Genomic DNA, 13,335 nt, shown 5'->3' with positions numbered 1-13,335 from the left:
GCATGGGTTTTCGTGAAATCGCGCAGATTGCCGGCTCCGCCATGACGGCCCAGAGCACGCGCCTGAACACCGTGGCCAGCAACCTGGCCAATGCCGGTGCAGCCGCCTCTTCCGAATCCGAGGCCTACAAGGCACGCAAGCCGGTGTTTGCCGCCGTGATGGGTGAAAGCACGCTGGACAGCTATGCCGCCCGCGTCCAGGTGCTGGATGTGCTGGAGACGACCGAGCCGGTGCGCAAGGTGCACGAGCCGGGCAATCCCGTGGCCGATGAGGCGGGCTTTGTCTACTACTCCAACGTCAATTCCGTGGCCGAGATGACCGACATGATGTCCGCATCGCGTGCCTTTGAAACCAATGTCGAGGTGCTGGGGCGCGTGCGCTCCATGCAGCAATCGCTGCTGCGCCTTGGAGAGCAATCATGAGCTTGATCAACAGCGCCTCCGGCACGGGCACCAACGCCGGCTCCAGCAGCAGCGACGCCATCTCGCAGGCCCTGGGCGGCACCGAGCTGGGCCAGATGTTCACCAAGCTGCTGGTGGCCCAGGTGCAGTACCAGGACCCGCTGGAGCCCACGGATTCCAGTACTTTCGTCACCCAGCTCACACAGCTGAGCCAGACGGAATCGCTGCAGTCGCTGACGTCGCAGCTGAAGACCCAGTCCTCCATTCTGGACAGCCTGCAGACCATGCAGCTGGGCAGCCAGGTGGGCTCGACGGTCATGGTCTCCACCAACAGCGTGCAGCTGGACGACAGCACCGTGAATGCCGTGGTCAATCTGCCGGCCACGGCCGATCTGACGCTGCAGCTGACGGCCCCCGACGGCAAGGTGACCACGGTCAGCCTGGGCTCCAACGCGGTGGGCGATGCCAACTTCACCATCGACCCCGCCGCGCTGGGCCTGCCTGCGGGCAAGTACGGCATCGTGGTCAAGGATGCCAGCGGCACCAGCTACCCCGTGGAGGTGGCGGGCACGCTGCAGGCCGTGCGCCTGACGTCGAGCGGCAGCGTGGCCCTGCAGGTGCAGGGCCTGGGCGATGTGCTGCCTTCCAGCGTGACGCGTTTCGTGGGTCAGAAGGCCTGAGCGCCCTGACGTTTTCTCCCTCTCTTCACCAGGCCTGAAATCATGAGCTTCCAGATTGCGCTGTCGGCGCTCCAAGCGATCAACAACCAGCTCGACAACATCTCGCAGAACATCGCCAACACCGGCACCACGGGCTACAAGTCCAGCCGCACCAACTTCGCGGCCATGTATGCCAGCTCGTCGCCCAACGGCGTGCGCGCCGCCTCCACCACCCAGACCCTGGATGTGGCGGGCGGTCTGCTGAGCACCGGCCGCAACCTGGATGTGGCCATTGCGGGCAATGGCTATTTCATGGTGAAGGACAGCACCGGCGTGATGAACTACACCCGTGTCGGCGTGTTCGATGTGGACAAGCAGGGCGTGCTGGTGGATCACATGGGTCGCCAGGTGCAGGGGTACGGCGTGACCGCCGGCAATGCGGCCCTGGGCAATCTGGGCAACCTGACGGTACCCACCGGCCAGATCCCGGCGCAGGCCAGCACCTCGGTGGACTTCGTGGCCAATCTGTCGGCGGACTGGAGCGTGCCGGCCAATGCGTTCAACCCCACGGATTCCAGCAGCTACAACAGCTCGACCGTGTCCGTGGTGTATGACTCGCTGGGCCGCCAGCACACCGTCACCCAGTACTTCGTCAAGACGGCGAACAACACGGTGGAAGTGCACTACCAGAACGCAAACGCGGCCGTGGGCACCAGCACGCTGAAGTTCACCAGCGCCGGCCAGCTGGATGCCGCAGCCTCCACTGTGGCTGCCGTGAACCTGACACCGGCCGGCGCGAATGCGCTGTCGGTGACGTTCGACTATGCCGGCACCACCCAGTTTGCCGGCGACACCTCGACCACCACCAATGCCTCGGACGGCTATGCCTCGGGCACGATGGTGAATGTGCTGGTCGGCGCCGATGGCTCGGTGAATGCGCAGTACAGCAACGGCATGGTGCAGAGCGTGGGCGTGATCGCGCTGGCCACCTTCCCCAGCGACAGCGGACTGACGGCCGTGGACGGCACCAGCTGGCAGGCTTCGGCCAAGTCCGGCGCCGCACTGATCGGCACGCCCGGAACGGGCCAGCTGGGCGAGCTGGAAAGCCAGCAGCTGGAGCAGTCCAATGTGGAAGTGGCGTCCGAGCTGGTGGACCTGATGGGTGCGCAGCGCAACTACCAGGCCAACACCAAGGTGATCAGCACGCAGAACGAAATCATGCAGTCGCTGATGCAGGTGATGTAAGGCGGGAGCGGCGCTCATGGACAAGCTGATCTATACCGTCATGACGGGCGCGGAGCGTGCCTTCCATGCCCAGCAGGTGCACGCCAACAACCTGGCCAATGCCGACACCACGGGCTTCCGTGCCGACTACGAAGTGGCCGGCTCGCAGGCCGTGGGCGGGTATGGCTACGACAGCCGCCACCAGAGCACCGGGGCCACGGATGTGGTGTCGCAGCGCCTGGGGGCGGTGCGCGAAACCGGGCGCGATCTGGATGTGGCTGTGCTGGGCCAGGGCCTGCTCACGGTGGCGGACGCCGGCGGTGAGGCCTACACCCGTGCCGGCGCCATGCTGGTGGACAGCGAAGGCAATCTCTCCATCAACGGCCGTGCGGTGCTGGGGGATGGCGGACCGATTGTGCTGCCGCCGTTTCGCGCCCTGTCGGTGGCCGAGGATGGCACCGTGTCCATCCTGCCGGACGACGGGACCGAGATGCAGGAAGTCGATCGGCTGAAGCTGGTGGACGGCAGCCAGCCCATGACCAAGACCACCGCAGGCCTGCTGGTGTCGCGCAGCGGCGATGCCCTGCCAGCCAGCGAGACCGTGCGCGTGCGCAGTGGCGCGCTGGAATCGTCCAACGTGCAGGCCGTGGAGGAGATGGTGGCTGTGATGGACATCAGCCGCCAGTTTGAAATCCAGATGAAGTTGTATCAGGCCGCCGACGGCATGGCCGAAGCCGGCAACCGGCTGCTGCGTGATTGAGTTGCAGTGCGTCGCCCGGCAGGGTGACTTGGAACACGAAAAAGGAACACCACCATGAATCCCGCTTTGCTCGTGAGCAAGACCGGCCTGCAGGCCCAGGACGCGAAGTTGCAGGTGATTGCACACAACCTGGCCAACGTGAACACCGTGGGCTTCAAGCGCAACAGTGCGGCGTTTGAAGACCAGTTCTATGAAATCACCCGCATGCCGGGCAGCAACAGCCAGGGCGACAACCGCGTGCCCGCCGGCGTGCAGCTGGGCACCGGCGTGCGGCTGGTGTCCACGCACAAGCAGTTCACCGAAGGCAGCATGCAGAACACCAGCCAGCAGCTGGATGTGGCCATTGTGGGTAATGGCTTTCTGCAGGTGCTGCAGGCGAATGGCGAGACGGCCTATACCCGCGCCGGTCAGCTGCAGGTGGACAGCGAAGGCCGCCTGGTCAATGCCAACGGCTTGCCGCTGCAGCCGGAAATCACCATCCCCGAAGGCGCCAAGTCGGTGACCATCAGCGAAACCGGCCTGGTCAGCGCCATGGTGGGCACGGATGCCACCGCGCAGGAGCTGGGCACGCTGCAACTGGCCACGTTCGTGAACCCGGCCGGCTTGCAGGCCCAGGGTGACAACCTGTACCTGGTGTCGCAGGCCAGTGGCGATGCGGTGCTGGGCGAGCCCGGTGAAGCTGGCTTCGGCACGCTGCGCCAGTTCGCGCTGGAAAGCTCCAACGTGCAGGCGGTGGAAGAAATGGTGGACATGATCTCGGCCCAGCGCAGCTACGAGATGAACACCAAGGTGCTGTCCGCTGCGGACGACATGATGCGCAACCTGGCGCAAGCTGCATGACCTGCCGCGCTGCATGGGTGCTGCGCTGGCGCGCGGCGGGCGCTGCGCTGGCCTTGCTGGCGCTGGCAGGCTGCGCGGCGCGCCCGCCCGAGGTGATGCAGCCGGCCGAATCGGTGCCGGAGTTTCTGATGACGCCCCAGGCCAGGGCCCAGGGCGGCGGGCTGTTCGTGCCCCATGCATCCACAGGCCTGGTGGCCGACCAGCGTGCGCACCGCGCCGGCGACATCCTGACGGTGTTGCTGGAAGAGGTGACCCAGGCCAGCAAGAAAGCCAATACCCAGACCAGCAAGGGCAGCAGCGTCGGCATTTCGCCGCCCATTCTGGCTGGCAAGAGCATCAAGGCCGACATCGAGCTGGAAGGCAGCAGCAAGTTCAGCGGCGGCGGCAGCAGCACGCAACAGAATGCGCTGTCCGGTGCGATGACGGTCATCGTCCAGCAGGTGCTGCCCAATGGCCTGCTCTACATCAAGGGCGACCGTGCGCTGTCGCTCAACCAGGGTGACGAGGTGCTGCGCCTGAGCGGCTATGTGCGCGCCACCGATGTGGACCTGAACAACCGCGTGTCCTCGCTGCGCGTCGCCAATGCGCGCATCAGCTATTCGGGCCACGGTGCGCTGTCCGATGCCAGCGAGGCTGGCTGGCTGACGCGTTTCTTCCAAAGCCCGCTTTTCCCCTTCTGACCGTGATGATGTTTGCACGCCTGCTGTCTCGTAGCCTCTGTCGCAGTGCCATGGCCCTGGTGCTGGCAGGCCTGGCCCTGCCGTCCGGGGCGCAGCCCGCGGGCAAAACGGGGCGCGGTGCCGAGGCAGCCGCCAAGACCAGTGTGCGGCCTCTGCGCCATCTGGTGCATGTCGAAGGCGTGCGCGAGAACCAGCTGATCGGTTACGGTCTGGTGGTGGGGCTGAACGGCACGGGCGACAGCACGCAGGTCAAGTTTGCGGGCCAGTCCGTGGCCAATATGCTGACCCAGTTCGGCATCAAGCTGCCCGAGAAGACCAGTACCAAGCTGAAGAACGTGGCCACGGTGATGGTCAGCGGGGTGTTCCCGCCGGGCTACCGCAAGGGCCAGAGCATCGACGTGACCGTGTCCTCGCTGGGCGATGCGAAAAGCCTGCGCGGCGGCATGCTGCTGATGGCGCCGCTGCGCGGGGTGGACAACGAAATCTATGCCATCGCCCAGGGACAGCTGGTGGTGGGGGGCTTGAACGCCACTGGCAACAGCGGCTCCAGCGTCACGGTCAACACGCCCACGTCCGGCCGCATCCCCAACGGCGCCACGGTGGAGCGCGAGATCCCTTCCGATTTCGAGAGCGGCGAGACCGTGCTGCTGTCGCTGCGCCAGCCGAGCTTTCGCACGGCCCGCAACATCGTCCAGGCCATCAACACGCGCTACGGCGATATCGCCAGCACGCGCGATGGCACCAGCATCGAGGTGCGCGCACCGCTGGTGCCGACGCAGCGGGTCGGCTTTGTCGCCGACCTGCAGGATCTGCAGGTGGCCATGGGGCAGGAGCTGCCGCGCGTGGTCTTCAATTCGCGCACCGGCACGGTGGTGATTGCCGAGGGCGTCACGGTCAAGGCGGCCGCCGTCTCGCACGGTGCGCTGCGCGTGGTGATCCGCGAGCAGTCCAATGTGAGCCAGCCGGCACCGTTCAGCCAGGGCAACACCGTGGTGACGCCGGAGTCGAGCGTGCAGGTGCAGGAGGGCAACGGGCACATGTTCGAGTGGCCTGCCGGTGCCAAGCTGCAGACCATCATCGACACCATCAACCGCACCGGAGCCTCGCCGGACGACATCATGTCCATCCTGCAGGCTCTGGACCAGGCCGGTGCCCTGCATGGCGAGCTGGTGGTGATCTAAAGGGACACGCCATGGAAACCTCCCGTACCTACCTTGCCGCAGAACGCCCCACGGTCTCCGCCGGGGAGGCCGGCAACCCCCCCGTGGCCGCGGCCCAGCCTGCCGACGATGCGACCGTGCAGCGCCTGACGGCCGCCGCAGTGAAGTTCGAAGGCTTTTTTGTCGCCCAGATGTTGAAGCAGATGCGACAGGCCACGGCAGCGATGGCCGATTCCGGCAGTGCCATCAATGACCGGGTCAATGACAGCACGCTGGCATTGGCCGAGCAGACCGTGGCCGACGGGCTGGCAGGTCAGCGCGCATTTGGGATCGCCGATGTGCTGGTGCGGCAGATGCTGCCCCAGCCAAGCGCGGCAGTGAACGCGGCGGGAACAAGGAAACTTTCATGAGCATGCTTTTCAATGGACTGACCGGAGTGGTGGCCTCGCAGGTCGCCCTCAATACCGTCAGCCACAACCTGGCGAATGCCCTGACGCCCAACTACACCCGCCAGGGCGTGGTGCTGACGGCCAAGGCCTCGGCCAACACTGCGCTGTCCGCCGGTGACGGGGTGGCCGTCACGTCGCTGATCCGCTATGCCGACAGCTACAAGACCCAGCAGATGTGGCGCGCTGCCAGCACCAAGGGGGAATACGAGGCGGCGCAGACCTACCTGCTGCAGCTGGAACAGGTGATGGGCGACGCCGATGGCGGCATCAACGCCGCGCTGGACAAATTCTTCAGTGCCCTGAGCGCCACCAGCGTGGAGCCCACGTCCACACCGCTGCGCCAGCAGATCATCGAAGCCGCCAAGGCGCTGGGCCAGACCATCAACAACATCGGTCAGATCGTGTCCAACCAGGCACTGGCCGTGCGCCAGCAGCGTGCCGTGGCGGTGGACCAGGTCAATTCCTATATCCACGAAATTGCCGCGCTGAACGACAAGATCACGCAGAGCGCCGGTGCCGGGCTGAACACCTCCTCGCTGCAGGACCAGCGCGATGCCAAGGTCGACGAGCTGTCCAAGCTGGTGGGCCTGCAGACGACCACACAGCCGGACGGCTCCATCAACCTGTCGCTGCGCGGTGGCCAGCCCCTGGTGGTGGGCAACCGGGCCTCGACGGTCAGCGTGGATGCGGGCTCGCAGTTCCTGAGCGTGAGCTTCGGGACCGAGACGTTCCAGCTGGGCGCTGAGAACTGGGGCGGAACGCTGGGTGGCCTGGCAGCGCTGGAGAGCGATGTGCTGCAGCCCCTGGATGCGTCCATCCGCGGGCTGGCGCAGGTGATTGCCAGCGAAACCAATGCGGTGCTGCAGTCGGGCTTTGGCACCAATGGTGCGGCAGGGATCGACCTGTTCGTGTTCGATGCCACGTCCACCTCGGCCATGCTGACGGTCAGCGCCGGCATTACCCCGGAACAGCTGGGCCTGTCGGGCGACCCCGCCAAGGTCGGGGACAGCACCAAGCTGCAGGAGCTGATTGCCTTGCAGAGCAAGGCCGTGAACATCTATGGTCCCGGAGGCACCGGCATGGTGGGCAGCTCCGTGCTGCTGGGGGATGTGTACACCCAGCTGGTGGGCAAGCTGGCCATGTACAGCCAGCAGAACAACGCTTCCTATGAAACGGCGCAGACGGTGCGCGACCAGTCGGAATCGAACTGGCGCTCCACCAGCGCGGTGAACACCGACGAAGAGGCGGTGAACCTGATGCAGTACCAGCAGATGTACCAGGCCAATATGAAGGTCATCACCGTGGCCAACGAGCTGTTCGACAGCCTGCTGGAAATGCGCTGAGGCGCACCGCCCATTCACGGACAAGGATTTCAGGCCATGCGCGTATCCAGCAACCAGTACCACATCACCGTCAACGCCTCGCTGCAGAACTCCAACACCCAGTTGGAGAAGCTGATGGGGCAGATGTCCAGCGGCAATCGCCTGACGCGGCCCAGCGACGACCCCATCGCCCATGTGCGCATTTCGCGCCTGCAGCGCGAGGAGGCCAGCATCGCGCAGTACAAGGACAACATCGGTGCGCTCTCCAACCGCATGACGCAAAGCGAGACGGTGCTCAGCAGCATCAACCGCGATTTGCTGAGCACGCGCGATCTGCTGGTGTGGGCCCTGGATGGTGGCAACACCGGCGAGGACCTGAGCGCCATGGCCACCAACCTGGAGTCCTTGCGCGATGCCCTGTACGCCAGCACGCTGACCAAGGACCAGGAGGGCTCCTACCTGTTCTCCGGCACCCTGTCCAAGACCGCAACCGTGGGTTTCAACGCCGCGGCGGCCGCCGGTGCCCGCTACACGGTGGGCGGCAACAGCGAACAGCAGCAGGTGGTGGTGGGCAACGGCCTGACCCAACCTGCGAACGTGACGCTGGGCGATGAAATGGCGGCCATGCTCAACACGCTGGACCAGGCGATCGAAGCCATCCAGGGTGGTGGCACCACGGCCAACAATCCTGCCACCCGCGCCAGCCTGCAGGCGGCGCTGACGGGCGTGGACACGGGCATGGACCAGGTGTCCACCAAGATCTCCAAGCTGGGCGGGGCGCAGAACATCGTCAGCACGCTGGAAACCAACTGGGGCAACCTCAGCACGGCCAACCAGACGGCGGTGCTGGACTACTCCCAGCTGAACTACGCGACCGCAGCCGTGCAGCTCAATACGCTGATGTCGGCCATCAAGGCCACGCAGTCGGCCTACGGCAAGGTCAGCCAGCTCAGCCTGTTTGACGCGCTGTGAGCAGCGCGCGCATTGGTGGCAACGCCTCGGCGGGGCGCATCGGCACCGCCGGTGCAGCGCAACCCGGGTCGGCGGCGCCGGCCATGCCCACCAGCGCGGTGGGCACGCATCCCTTGCCGGCCATCCGCTACCACAGCACCTGGCCCCGGGGATGGATGGCCGCGGCCGTGCCGCAGCGGGTGCGTGAATTCCATGTGCAGATCAGCAAGGCGCAGATGGCGCTGGATTTTTTGGAGCAGCTGGAGCAGCAGCTGTCTGCATTGATACAGGCCTGCCGCCACCAGCGCAAGCTCCCTTCCGATGCCGGTGCGGCTCGACTGCGCAGTGCGTTGCAGGCGGTGCAGGCCGGGTGGGCCAAGCGCCTGCCGCGCACGCTGGAAAGCCTGGACGAATCGCTGCACTGGTCGCCGGTGCAGCGCGCCCGCAAGCAGTTCACCCTGGCCGGCTGGAGCTGGGACAGTCTGCAGGCCGAGCACGCGCGCGATACCGAGCTGGTGGGCTTTTGCCTGCTGGGGCAGGACGGCGCGCAAGGGGCCTGGCAGGCCCGCTGGGAGCGGGCACAAGGCGCCAGCCGGCAGGCGCTGGCCCATGCATTGGCACCCCTGGGCATGCAGCTGAGCGGGCTGGAACAGCCGCTGCTGCTGTCGATCGAAGAGCGCTGCTGGCCGGTGGTGGTACAGCGCTTCATGGTCAAGGGCAATGGCAAGCGCTTTCCTGCCGGGCAGTGGGTGTCGCCGCGCTTGGTGTCATCCACCCAGGCACTGCGTGTGGACAGCTGGAGTGCTGCCGATGCAGTGGCCGTGCAGGCGCTGGCGGCCGAGCTGCCCGCAGCCCGGGAGCGGGTGCTGCAGGCGCAAGCCGCAGTGCGGGCGTTTCAGCATGACGCAGGACAAAGTCTGGACGATGTGGGCCCACGTACCACAGCGGTGCAGGCATTTGCACAGGCGTTTGCGCAGGCCGGCCAGATGCCTGCCTATGATTGGATTTTGGCGGTGGTGCCTGCCGTGCGGGCCGTGTCGCGCCGGCGTGTGGCGCGGCTGTTGCAAAGTCGGGGTGCGTTGGCCTAGCCGTATCGCACCGAGCTTTTGAACCAGGCCCTGCGCAGGGCGGAAACCTCCATGCAGTTGGAATCAGTTGCGGCTCCAGCCGCTGTCGATCTGTCGTATTACCGTTTGGGCACACCGGTTGCTGTGCAGCAGGTGCTGGAGTCATTGCAACGCCAGCAGGCGGTGATGACCTTGCTGGCCGATGTGCCCGATGCCCATGCGGTGCACGATGCCGGAGGCAGGCCCTGCGGCATGGCCGTGCTGAGCCAGGTGGATGCAGAACAGCAGTGCCTGGTCATGGAGGTGTCCGGTGCCTTGCTGCCCCTGCCCGCAGCGGTGCTGGTGGTGGCCCATTTGCCTGGCAGCGTGCGCACCCAGTGGGAGCTGCAGGCGCAGTGGGCAGAGTTGCCGCATGGCCGCTGGCATCTGCAGGCGGCCTGGCCGACCCAGGTCCTGCAGCACCAGCGCCGGCGCCACCCGCGGCTGCAGCTGCCGCTGGGCCAGCGTTACGAAGCCAGCTTCATGTTCGGGCAGCGCCATTGCGTGCTGCACATGGACGACCTCAGCCAGGGCGGGGTGGCCTTGCGTGGCACGCGCAGTGAAACGTCCATGCTGTTCATGGGACGCAAGATCAGCAAAGTGGTGCTGGACCTGGGCAGCGGCGTGCAGGTGCAGGTGGATCTGACCGTGCGCTCGCGGCGCAGCTACAAATCCTTTCTGCTGGGCGAGCAGGTCATGGTGGGCTGCAGCCTGGAAGGCATGACCGACGAAGTGCAGGCCGCGCTGGCGCGCATCATGCAGGAGCGCGGGGTCTAGGGCTGCCAGGCAGCGGCATGCCGTGGCGCTGTATGCGCATGCAAAAAGCCAACCTTGCGGTTGGCTTTTTTCGTGGTGCGGAAGAGCCCAGGCTCTTCCCGAACTGCGCAGCTTATTGCAGCAGCGAAGCCACCATCTGGCTCATGCTGGAGGATTGCTTCAGCATGGCAGTGGAAGCTTGCATCAGCATTTGCTTGCTGGTCATGTTCGAGGTTTCGGTGGCGTAGTCCACGTCCATGATGCGGCCCTTGGAGGCTTCGGTGTTCTGGATCATGTTGCCCAGGTTGTTGTACACATGTTCCAGGCGGTTGGCGGCGGCACCGAACGAGGAGCGCAGCGTGCCCACGGCAGCCGAAGCGAGGTCAGCCAGGTTGATGGCGGCGTTGGCGGTGGTGCCGCTCACGGCGCCAGCCTTCAGGTTGGTTATGGCGGTGTTCAGGGCCGTCAGGCTGGTCGAAGCGTCGAACGCATAGGTTTCGGAGTTGGAAGCGCCGATCTGGAAGGTCGAAGCCGCCGTGAAGGTGCCCGCCGCAGCGAACAGGGCCTGGCCACCGAACTTGGTGTTGGCCATGATGTTGTCGATTTCAGCGGACAGTGCCGTGAATTCAGCCTGCATGGCGGTCTTGTCGGCATCGGTGGAGGTCGCGTTGGCTGCCTCGGTGGCCAGATCCTTCATGCGCAGGATCATGTTGTTGACTTCGGCCAGGGCGCCTTCACCGGTTTGCAGCAGGGAGATGCCGTTCTGGGTGTTCTTCTGGGCCACGGACATGCCGCGGGTTTGGGCTTCCAGGCGGGTTGCGATCTGCAGGCCGGCAGCGTCGTCCATGGCGGAGTTGACGCGGTAGCCGGTACCCAGGCGGGTCATGGAAGTGGACAGGGCCTTGTTGGTGTTGCCCAGGGAATTTTGGGTGCTCAGGGCAGCGGCGTTGGTGTGCAGGCTCAGCATGGAGGGGCTCCGTAAATCAATGTCGGTACGACGTTGCGAGCACCACCATGGCGCTCTTGCATGTACTAAGCGACGGCGCCGTGCGTGAACTTAAATGGCATCCGCAAAAAACTGCGTGCACTGAGCACTGAGCACTGAGCACTGAGCATGCGGAGGGCGGCTGCATCTGCCGCCGCGGGCTAGGCGATGCTGGCCTTCAGATAGTGGGCCCCGGCAATGGGGTTGTGGTAGTAGGGCGGAATGCTTTCAAAGCCCAGCTCGGTGTAGAGCGCACGGGCGGATTCCATGTCGTCCAGCGTGTCCAGCAGCACATGGTCATAGCCCATCTGGCGCGCCGCATTGAGGGCGGCTTCGGCCAGCTCACGGCCCAGGCCAAAACCGCGGAAGGCCTTGCGCACATACAGGCGCTTCATCTCGGCGGCGTTGGGGTAGTCGCTGGTGTCGAGTGGGCGCAGTGCGCAGCAACCGGCCAGGGCGCCATCCACATGGGCCAGCAGCAAGCCCCCGCGGGGCGCAGCGTAGTCGCCGGGCAGGGTGGCGAGTTCGCGCTCGAAATCCTGGAATTCCAGGTCAATGCCCAGGCCGCCGGCATATTCCGCAAACAACAGGCGCACAGCCTCCAGATCGTGCGGGGATTCGGCCAGCAACAGGGCCACGGTGGGCTTGTCCACAGGCGGTAGGTGGCGCGCAGGCGCCAGGGTTGACAGAGGGCCAGTGTAAACGGCAGCGCAAAGACCGCCTATCGGGGATGGACCCAGGCCGGCGGCCACGGCCTGCTGTGCTCAGAAGCCGGGTGTGCTGCCCAGGCCGTAGACCCACCAGGCGGCCGCGGCGCAGACCGCAATCAGCAGCAGGGCCAGCAGCCGGGAGGACAGTCCGTCGCGGGAGGCGGGGGTACCGGCGGGGGCCGGCTGGTTGCCGTGCAGCATGGCCTGCACCAGGGGCTTGCGGCGCACCAGGGCATAGAAAGCGATGGCGCACAGGTGCAGGGCCAGCAGGCCCAGCAGCCACCACTGGCCCCAGCTCTTGTGCCAGCCGCTGGCCCAGGCGACGGTGTCGCCGCTGACAAAGCGCGTCAGCGGCCCGGCAAAGGCAATTTCATCGTCGCTGAGCAGGCCGGTACCCACCTGCAGCCCCAGCACCAGCAGCAGGGCCAGTACCGACAGCGCCCCCAGCGGGTTGTGGCCGACCGTGTCGGCCGCCGGCTGGCGCAAATAGCGCAGCAGGCGCGCGGGCCCGGGAATGAAGGTGGCAAAGCGTGACCAGTGGCCGCCCAGCACGCCCCAGAGGAGGCGAAACACCAGCAGGGCCAGCACCACATGGCCCAGGCGCAGATGCCATTCCATGGCATTGCCGCCGACTTTGGCGGTCACCACCAGGGCGATCATGCAGGCCGCCAGCAGCCAGTGGAACAGGCGGGTGGGAAGGTCCCAGATGCGGGTGGATGCATTGCTCATGGACTTCAATGTATGCGGATGCAGGCAGCGGCCGGAGGGAGTCCGCGCAAAAAAGTGCGGCTTTGCGTTGAACGGAGGCACTGCCATACTGGGCCGCAGGCACCTGGTGCCGCGACTGCGTTTCCCCACAACCCAAGGAAAAAAACCATGAAGAAGATCCTGCCTGCGCTGCTGGTGGCGGCCTCGGCGGCGCTGTTGGCTGCGCCTGCCTCGGCCCAGTTTGCCAAAAGCGAAGACGCCATCAAATACCGCCAGGGCGCTTTGTTCGTGATGAGCCAGCATTTCGGCCGCCTGGGCGCCATGGCGAACGGCAAAGCGCCTTTTGATGCGAAAGTGGCGCAAGAGAACGCCGCTGTGCTGGAAACCATGGCCAAACTGCCGTGGGCGGCGTTCGGCGACGGCACAGAAGGCGGCAAGGCCAAGCCCGAGGTGTGGAAGGAGAAGGCCAAGTTCACGGAACATGCCGACAAGTTCCAGGCAGAAAGCGCCAAGCTGGTGGCCGCGGCCAAGACCGGGGATCTGGCGCAGCTGAAGAATGCCTTCGGCCCTGCCGCACAGTCCTGCAAGGCCTGCCACGACGCGTTCCGCAACCGTTGAAGCGGC

At 65.8% G+C, this 13,335-nt stretch carries 16 protein-coding genes; 13 read left to right on the top strand and 3 right to left on the bottom strand.

Annotation, left to right across the window (positions count from 1 at the left end; translation table 11 throughout):
• Positions 1-2: 2 nt before the first annotated feature.
• Genes flgC through B3349_RS15045 form a run of 12 tightly spaced genes read left to right on the top strand, consistent with a single transcriptional unit; the run spans position 3 to position 10,329 of the window.
• The gene (gene flgC, locus B3349_RS15100; protein ID WP_218333492.1) at positions 3-422 is read left to right on the top strand and encodes a flagellar basal body rod protein FlgC; all 420 of its coding nucleotides are present in this window, start codon (positions 3-5) and stop codon (positions 420-422) included.
• Entirely contained in the window at positions 419-1,081 is a 663-nt protein-coding gene (locus B3349_RS15095) for a flagellar hook capping FlgD N-terminal domain-containing protein (RefSeq protein ID WP_291589952.1), read from the top strand. Before flgC ends, B3349_RS15095 begins: the two co-directional genes overlap by 4 nt.
• A 42-nt stretch (positions 1,082-1,123) precedes the next feature.
• The gene (locus tag B3349_RS15090) at positions 1,124-2,305 is read left to right on the top strand and encodes a flagellar hook protein FlgE (RefSeq protein ID WP_291589950.1); all 1,182 of its coding nucleotides are present in this window, start codon (positions 1,124-1,126) and stop codon (positions 2,303-2,305) included.
• A gap of 16 nt (positions 2,306-2,321) precedes the next feature.
• Complete coding sequence (locus B3349_RS15085; RefSeq protein ID WP_291589948.1) at positions 2,322-3,044, top strand: flagellar basal-body rod protein FlgF; 723 nt, start codon at positions 2,322-2,324, stop codon at positions 3,042-3,044.
• Between the two features lie 54 nt (positions 3,045-3,098).
• Complete coding sequence (gene flgG, locus B3349_RS15080; protein ID WP_291589946.1) at positions 3,099-3,884, top strand: flagellar basal-body rod protein FlgG; 786 nt, start codon at positions 3,099-3,101, stop codon at positions 3,882-3,884.
• Entirely contained in the window at positions 3,881-4,564 is a 684-nt protein-coding gene (gene flgH / locus B3349_RS15075; protein ID WP_291589944.1) for a flagellar basal body L-ring protein FlgH, read from the top strand. Before flgG ends, flgH begins: the two co-directional genes overlap by 4 nt.
• Before the next feature lie 8 nt (positions 4,565-4,572).
• Entirely contained in the window at positions 4,573-5,745 is a 1,173-nt protein-coding gene (locus B3349_RS15070; protein ID WP_414646913.1) for a flagellar basal body P-ring protein FlgI, read from the top strand.
• 11 nt (positions 5,746-5,756) lie between these two features.
• Positions 5,757-6,134, top strand: coding sequence for a flagellar biosynthesis protein FlgJ (locus B3349_RS15065; protein ID WP_291589939.1), 378 nt, complete (start codon positions 5,757-5,759; stop codon positions 6,132-6,134).
• The gene (gene flgK, locus B3349_RS15060) at positions 6,131-7,516 is read left to right on the top strand and encodes a flagellar hook-associated protein FlgK (protein WP_291589937.1); all 1,386 of its coding nucleotides are present in this window, start codon (positions 6,131-6,133) and stop codon (positions 7,514-7,516) included. Before B3349_RS15065 ends, flgK begins: the two co-directional genes overlap by 4 nt.
• Before the next feature lie 36 nt (positions 7,517-7,552).
• Positions 7,553-8,467: a flagellar hook-associated protein FlgL gene (gene flgL / locus B3349_RS15055; protein ID WP_291589936.1), complete on the top strand. Its 915-nt coding sequence runs from the start codon at positions 7,553-7,555 to the stop codon at positions 8,465-8,467.
• Complete coding sequence (locus tag B3349_RS15050; RefSeq protein WP_291589934.1) at positions 8,464-9,534, top strand: hypothetical protein; 1,071 nt, start codon at positions 8,464-8,466, stop codon at positions 9,532-9,534. Before flgL ends, B3349_RS15050 begins: the two co-directional genes overlap by 4 nt.
• Positions 9,535-9,585: 51 nt before the next feature.
• Positions 9,586-10,329: a PilZ domain-containing protein gene (locus B3349_RS15045; protein ID WP_291589932.1), complete on the top strand. Its 744-nt coding sequence runs from the start codon at positions 9,586-9,588 to the stop codon at positions 10,327-10,329.
• Positions 10,330-10,441: 112 nt separating this feature from the next.
• Here the strand turns inward: B3349_RS15045 and B3349_RS15040 are convergent, their stop codons facing one another.
• The 3 genes from B3349_RS15040 to B3349_RS15030 all read right to left on the bottom strand — a co-directional run bounded on the left by B3349_RS15040 (position 10,442) and on the right by B3349_RS15030 (position 12,732).
• Positions 10,442-11,275, bottom strand: a complete 834-nt coding sequence (locus tag B3349_RS15040; RefSeq protein ID WP_291589929.1) for a flagellin N-terminal helical domain-containing protein — start codon at positions 11,273-11,275, stop codon at positions 10,442-10,444.
• A 179-nt stretch (positions 11,276-11,454) separates the two neighbouring features.
• Entirely contained in the window at positions 11,455-11,946 is a 492-nt protein-coding gene (locus B3349_RS15035; RefSeq protein ID WP_066541887.1) for a GNAT family N-acetyltransferase, read from the bottom strand.
• A 111-nt stretch (positions 11,947-12,057) separates the two neighbouring features.
• Positions 12,058-12,732, bottom strand: a complete 675-nt coding sequence (locus B3349_RS15030) for a cytochrome b/b6 domain-containing protein (RefSeq protein WP_291589926.1) — start codon at positions 12,730-12,732, stop codon at positions 12,058-12,060.
• Between the two features lie 147 nt (positions 12,733-12,879).
• Here B3349_RS15030 and B3349_RS15025 point away from each other — a divergent pair, with 147 nt between their 5' ends.
• On the top strand, positions 12,880-13,329 hold the full coding sequence (locus B3349_RS15025) for a c-type cytochrome (protein WP_218333394.1): 450 nt from the start codon (positions 12,880-12,882) through the stop codon (positions 13,327-13,329).
• Positions 13,330-13,335: the final 6 nt, after the last annotated feature.

Source organism: Comamonas sp. UBA7528 (genome assembly GCF_002479375.1).
In the GTDB taxonomy this organism is placed as follows: Bacteria; Pseudomonadota; Gammaproteobacteria; order Burkholderiales; family Burkholderiaceae_C; genus Comamonas.
This window is presented reverse-complemented; position numbering and strand designations above follow the sequence as displayed.

What these genes read in the sequence shown, in the direction of transcription:
- flgC (WP_218333492.1), top strand. Translation starts at nt 3, where the DNA reads ATGGGTTTTCGTGAAATCGCGCAGATTGCCGGCTCCGCCATGACGGCC.
- B3349_RS15095 (WP_291589952.1), top strand. Translation starts at nt 419, where the DNA reads ATGAGCTTGATCAACAGCGCCTCCGGCACGGGCACCAACGCCGGCTCC.
- B3349_RS15090 (WP_291589950.1), top strand. Translation starts at nt 1,124, where the DNA reads ATGAGCTTCCAGATTGCGCTGTCGGCGCTCCAAGCGATCAACAACCAG.
- B3349_RS15085 (WP_291589948.1), top strand. Translation starts at nt 2,322, where the DNA reads ATGGACAAGCTGATCTATACCGTCATGACGGGCGCGGAGCGTGCCTTC.
- flgG (WP_291589946.1), top strand. Translation starts at nt 3,099, where the DNA reads ATGAATCCCGCTTTGCTCGTGAGCAAGACCGGCCTGCAGGCCCAGGAC.
- flgH (WP_291589944.1), top strand. Translation starts at nt 3,881, where the DNA reads ATGACCTGCCGCGCTGCATGGGTGCTGCGCTGGCGCGCGGCGGGCGCT.
- B3349_RS15070 (WP_414646913.1), top strand. Translation starts at nt 4,573, where the DNA reads ATGTTTGCACGCCTGCTGTCTCGTAGCCTCTGTCGCAGTGCCATGGCC.
- B3349_RS15065 (WP_291589939.1), top strand. Translation starts at nt 5,757, where the DNA reads ATGGAAACCTCCCGTACCTACCTTGCCGCAGAACGCCCCACGGTCTCC.
- flgK (WP_291589937.1), top strand. Translation starts at nt 6,131, where the DNA reads ATGAGCATGCTTTTCAATGGACTGACCGGAGTGGTGGCCTCGCAGGTC.
- flgL (WP_291589936.1), top strand. Translation starts at nt 7,553, where the DNA reads ATGCGCGTATCCAGCAACCAGTACCACATCACCGTCAACGCCTCGCTG.
- B3349_RS15045 (WP_291589932.1), top strand. Translation starts at nt 9,586, where the DNA reads ATGCAGTTGGAATCAGTTGCGGCTCCAGCCGCTGTCGATCTGTCGTAT.
- B3349_RS15040 (WP_291589929.1), bottom strand. Translation starts at nt 11,275, where the DNA reads ATGCTGAGCCTGCACACCAACGCCGCTGCCCTGAGCACCCAAAATTCC.
- B3349_RS15030 (WP_291589926.1), bottom strand. Translation starts at nt 12,732, where the DNA reads ATGAGCAATGCATCCACCCGCATCTGGGACCTTCCCACCCGCCTGTTC.
- B3349_RS15025 (WP_218333394.1), top strand. Translation starts at nt 12,880, where the DNA reads ATGAAGAAGATCCTGCCTGCGCTGCTGGTGGCGGCCTCGGCGGCGCTG.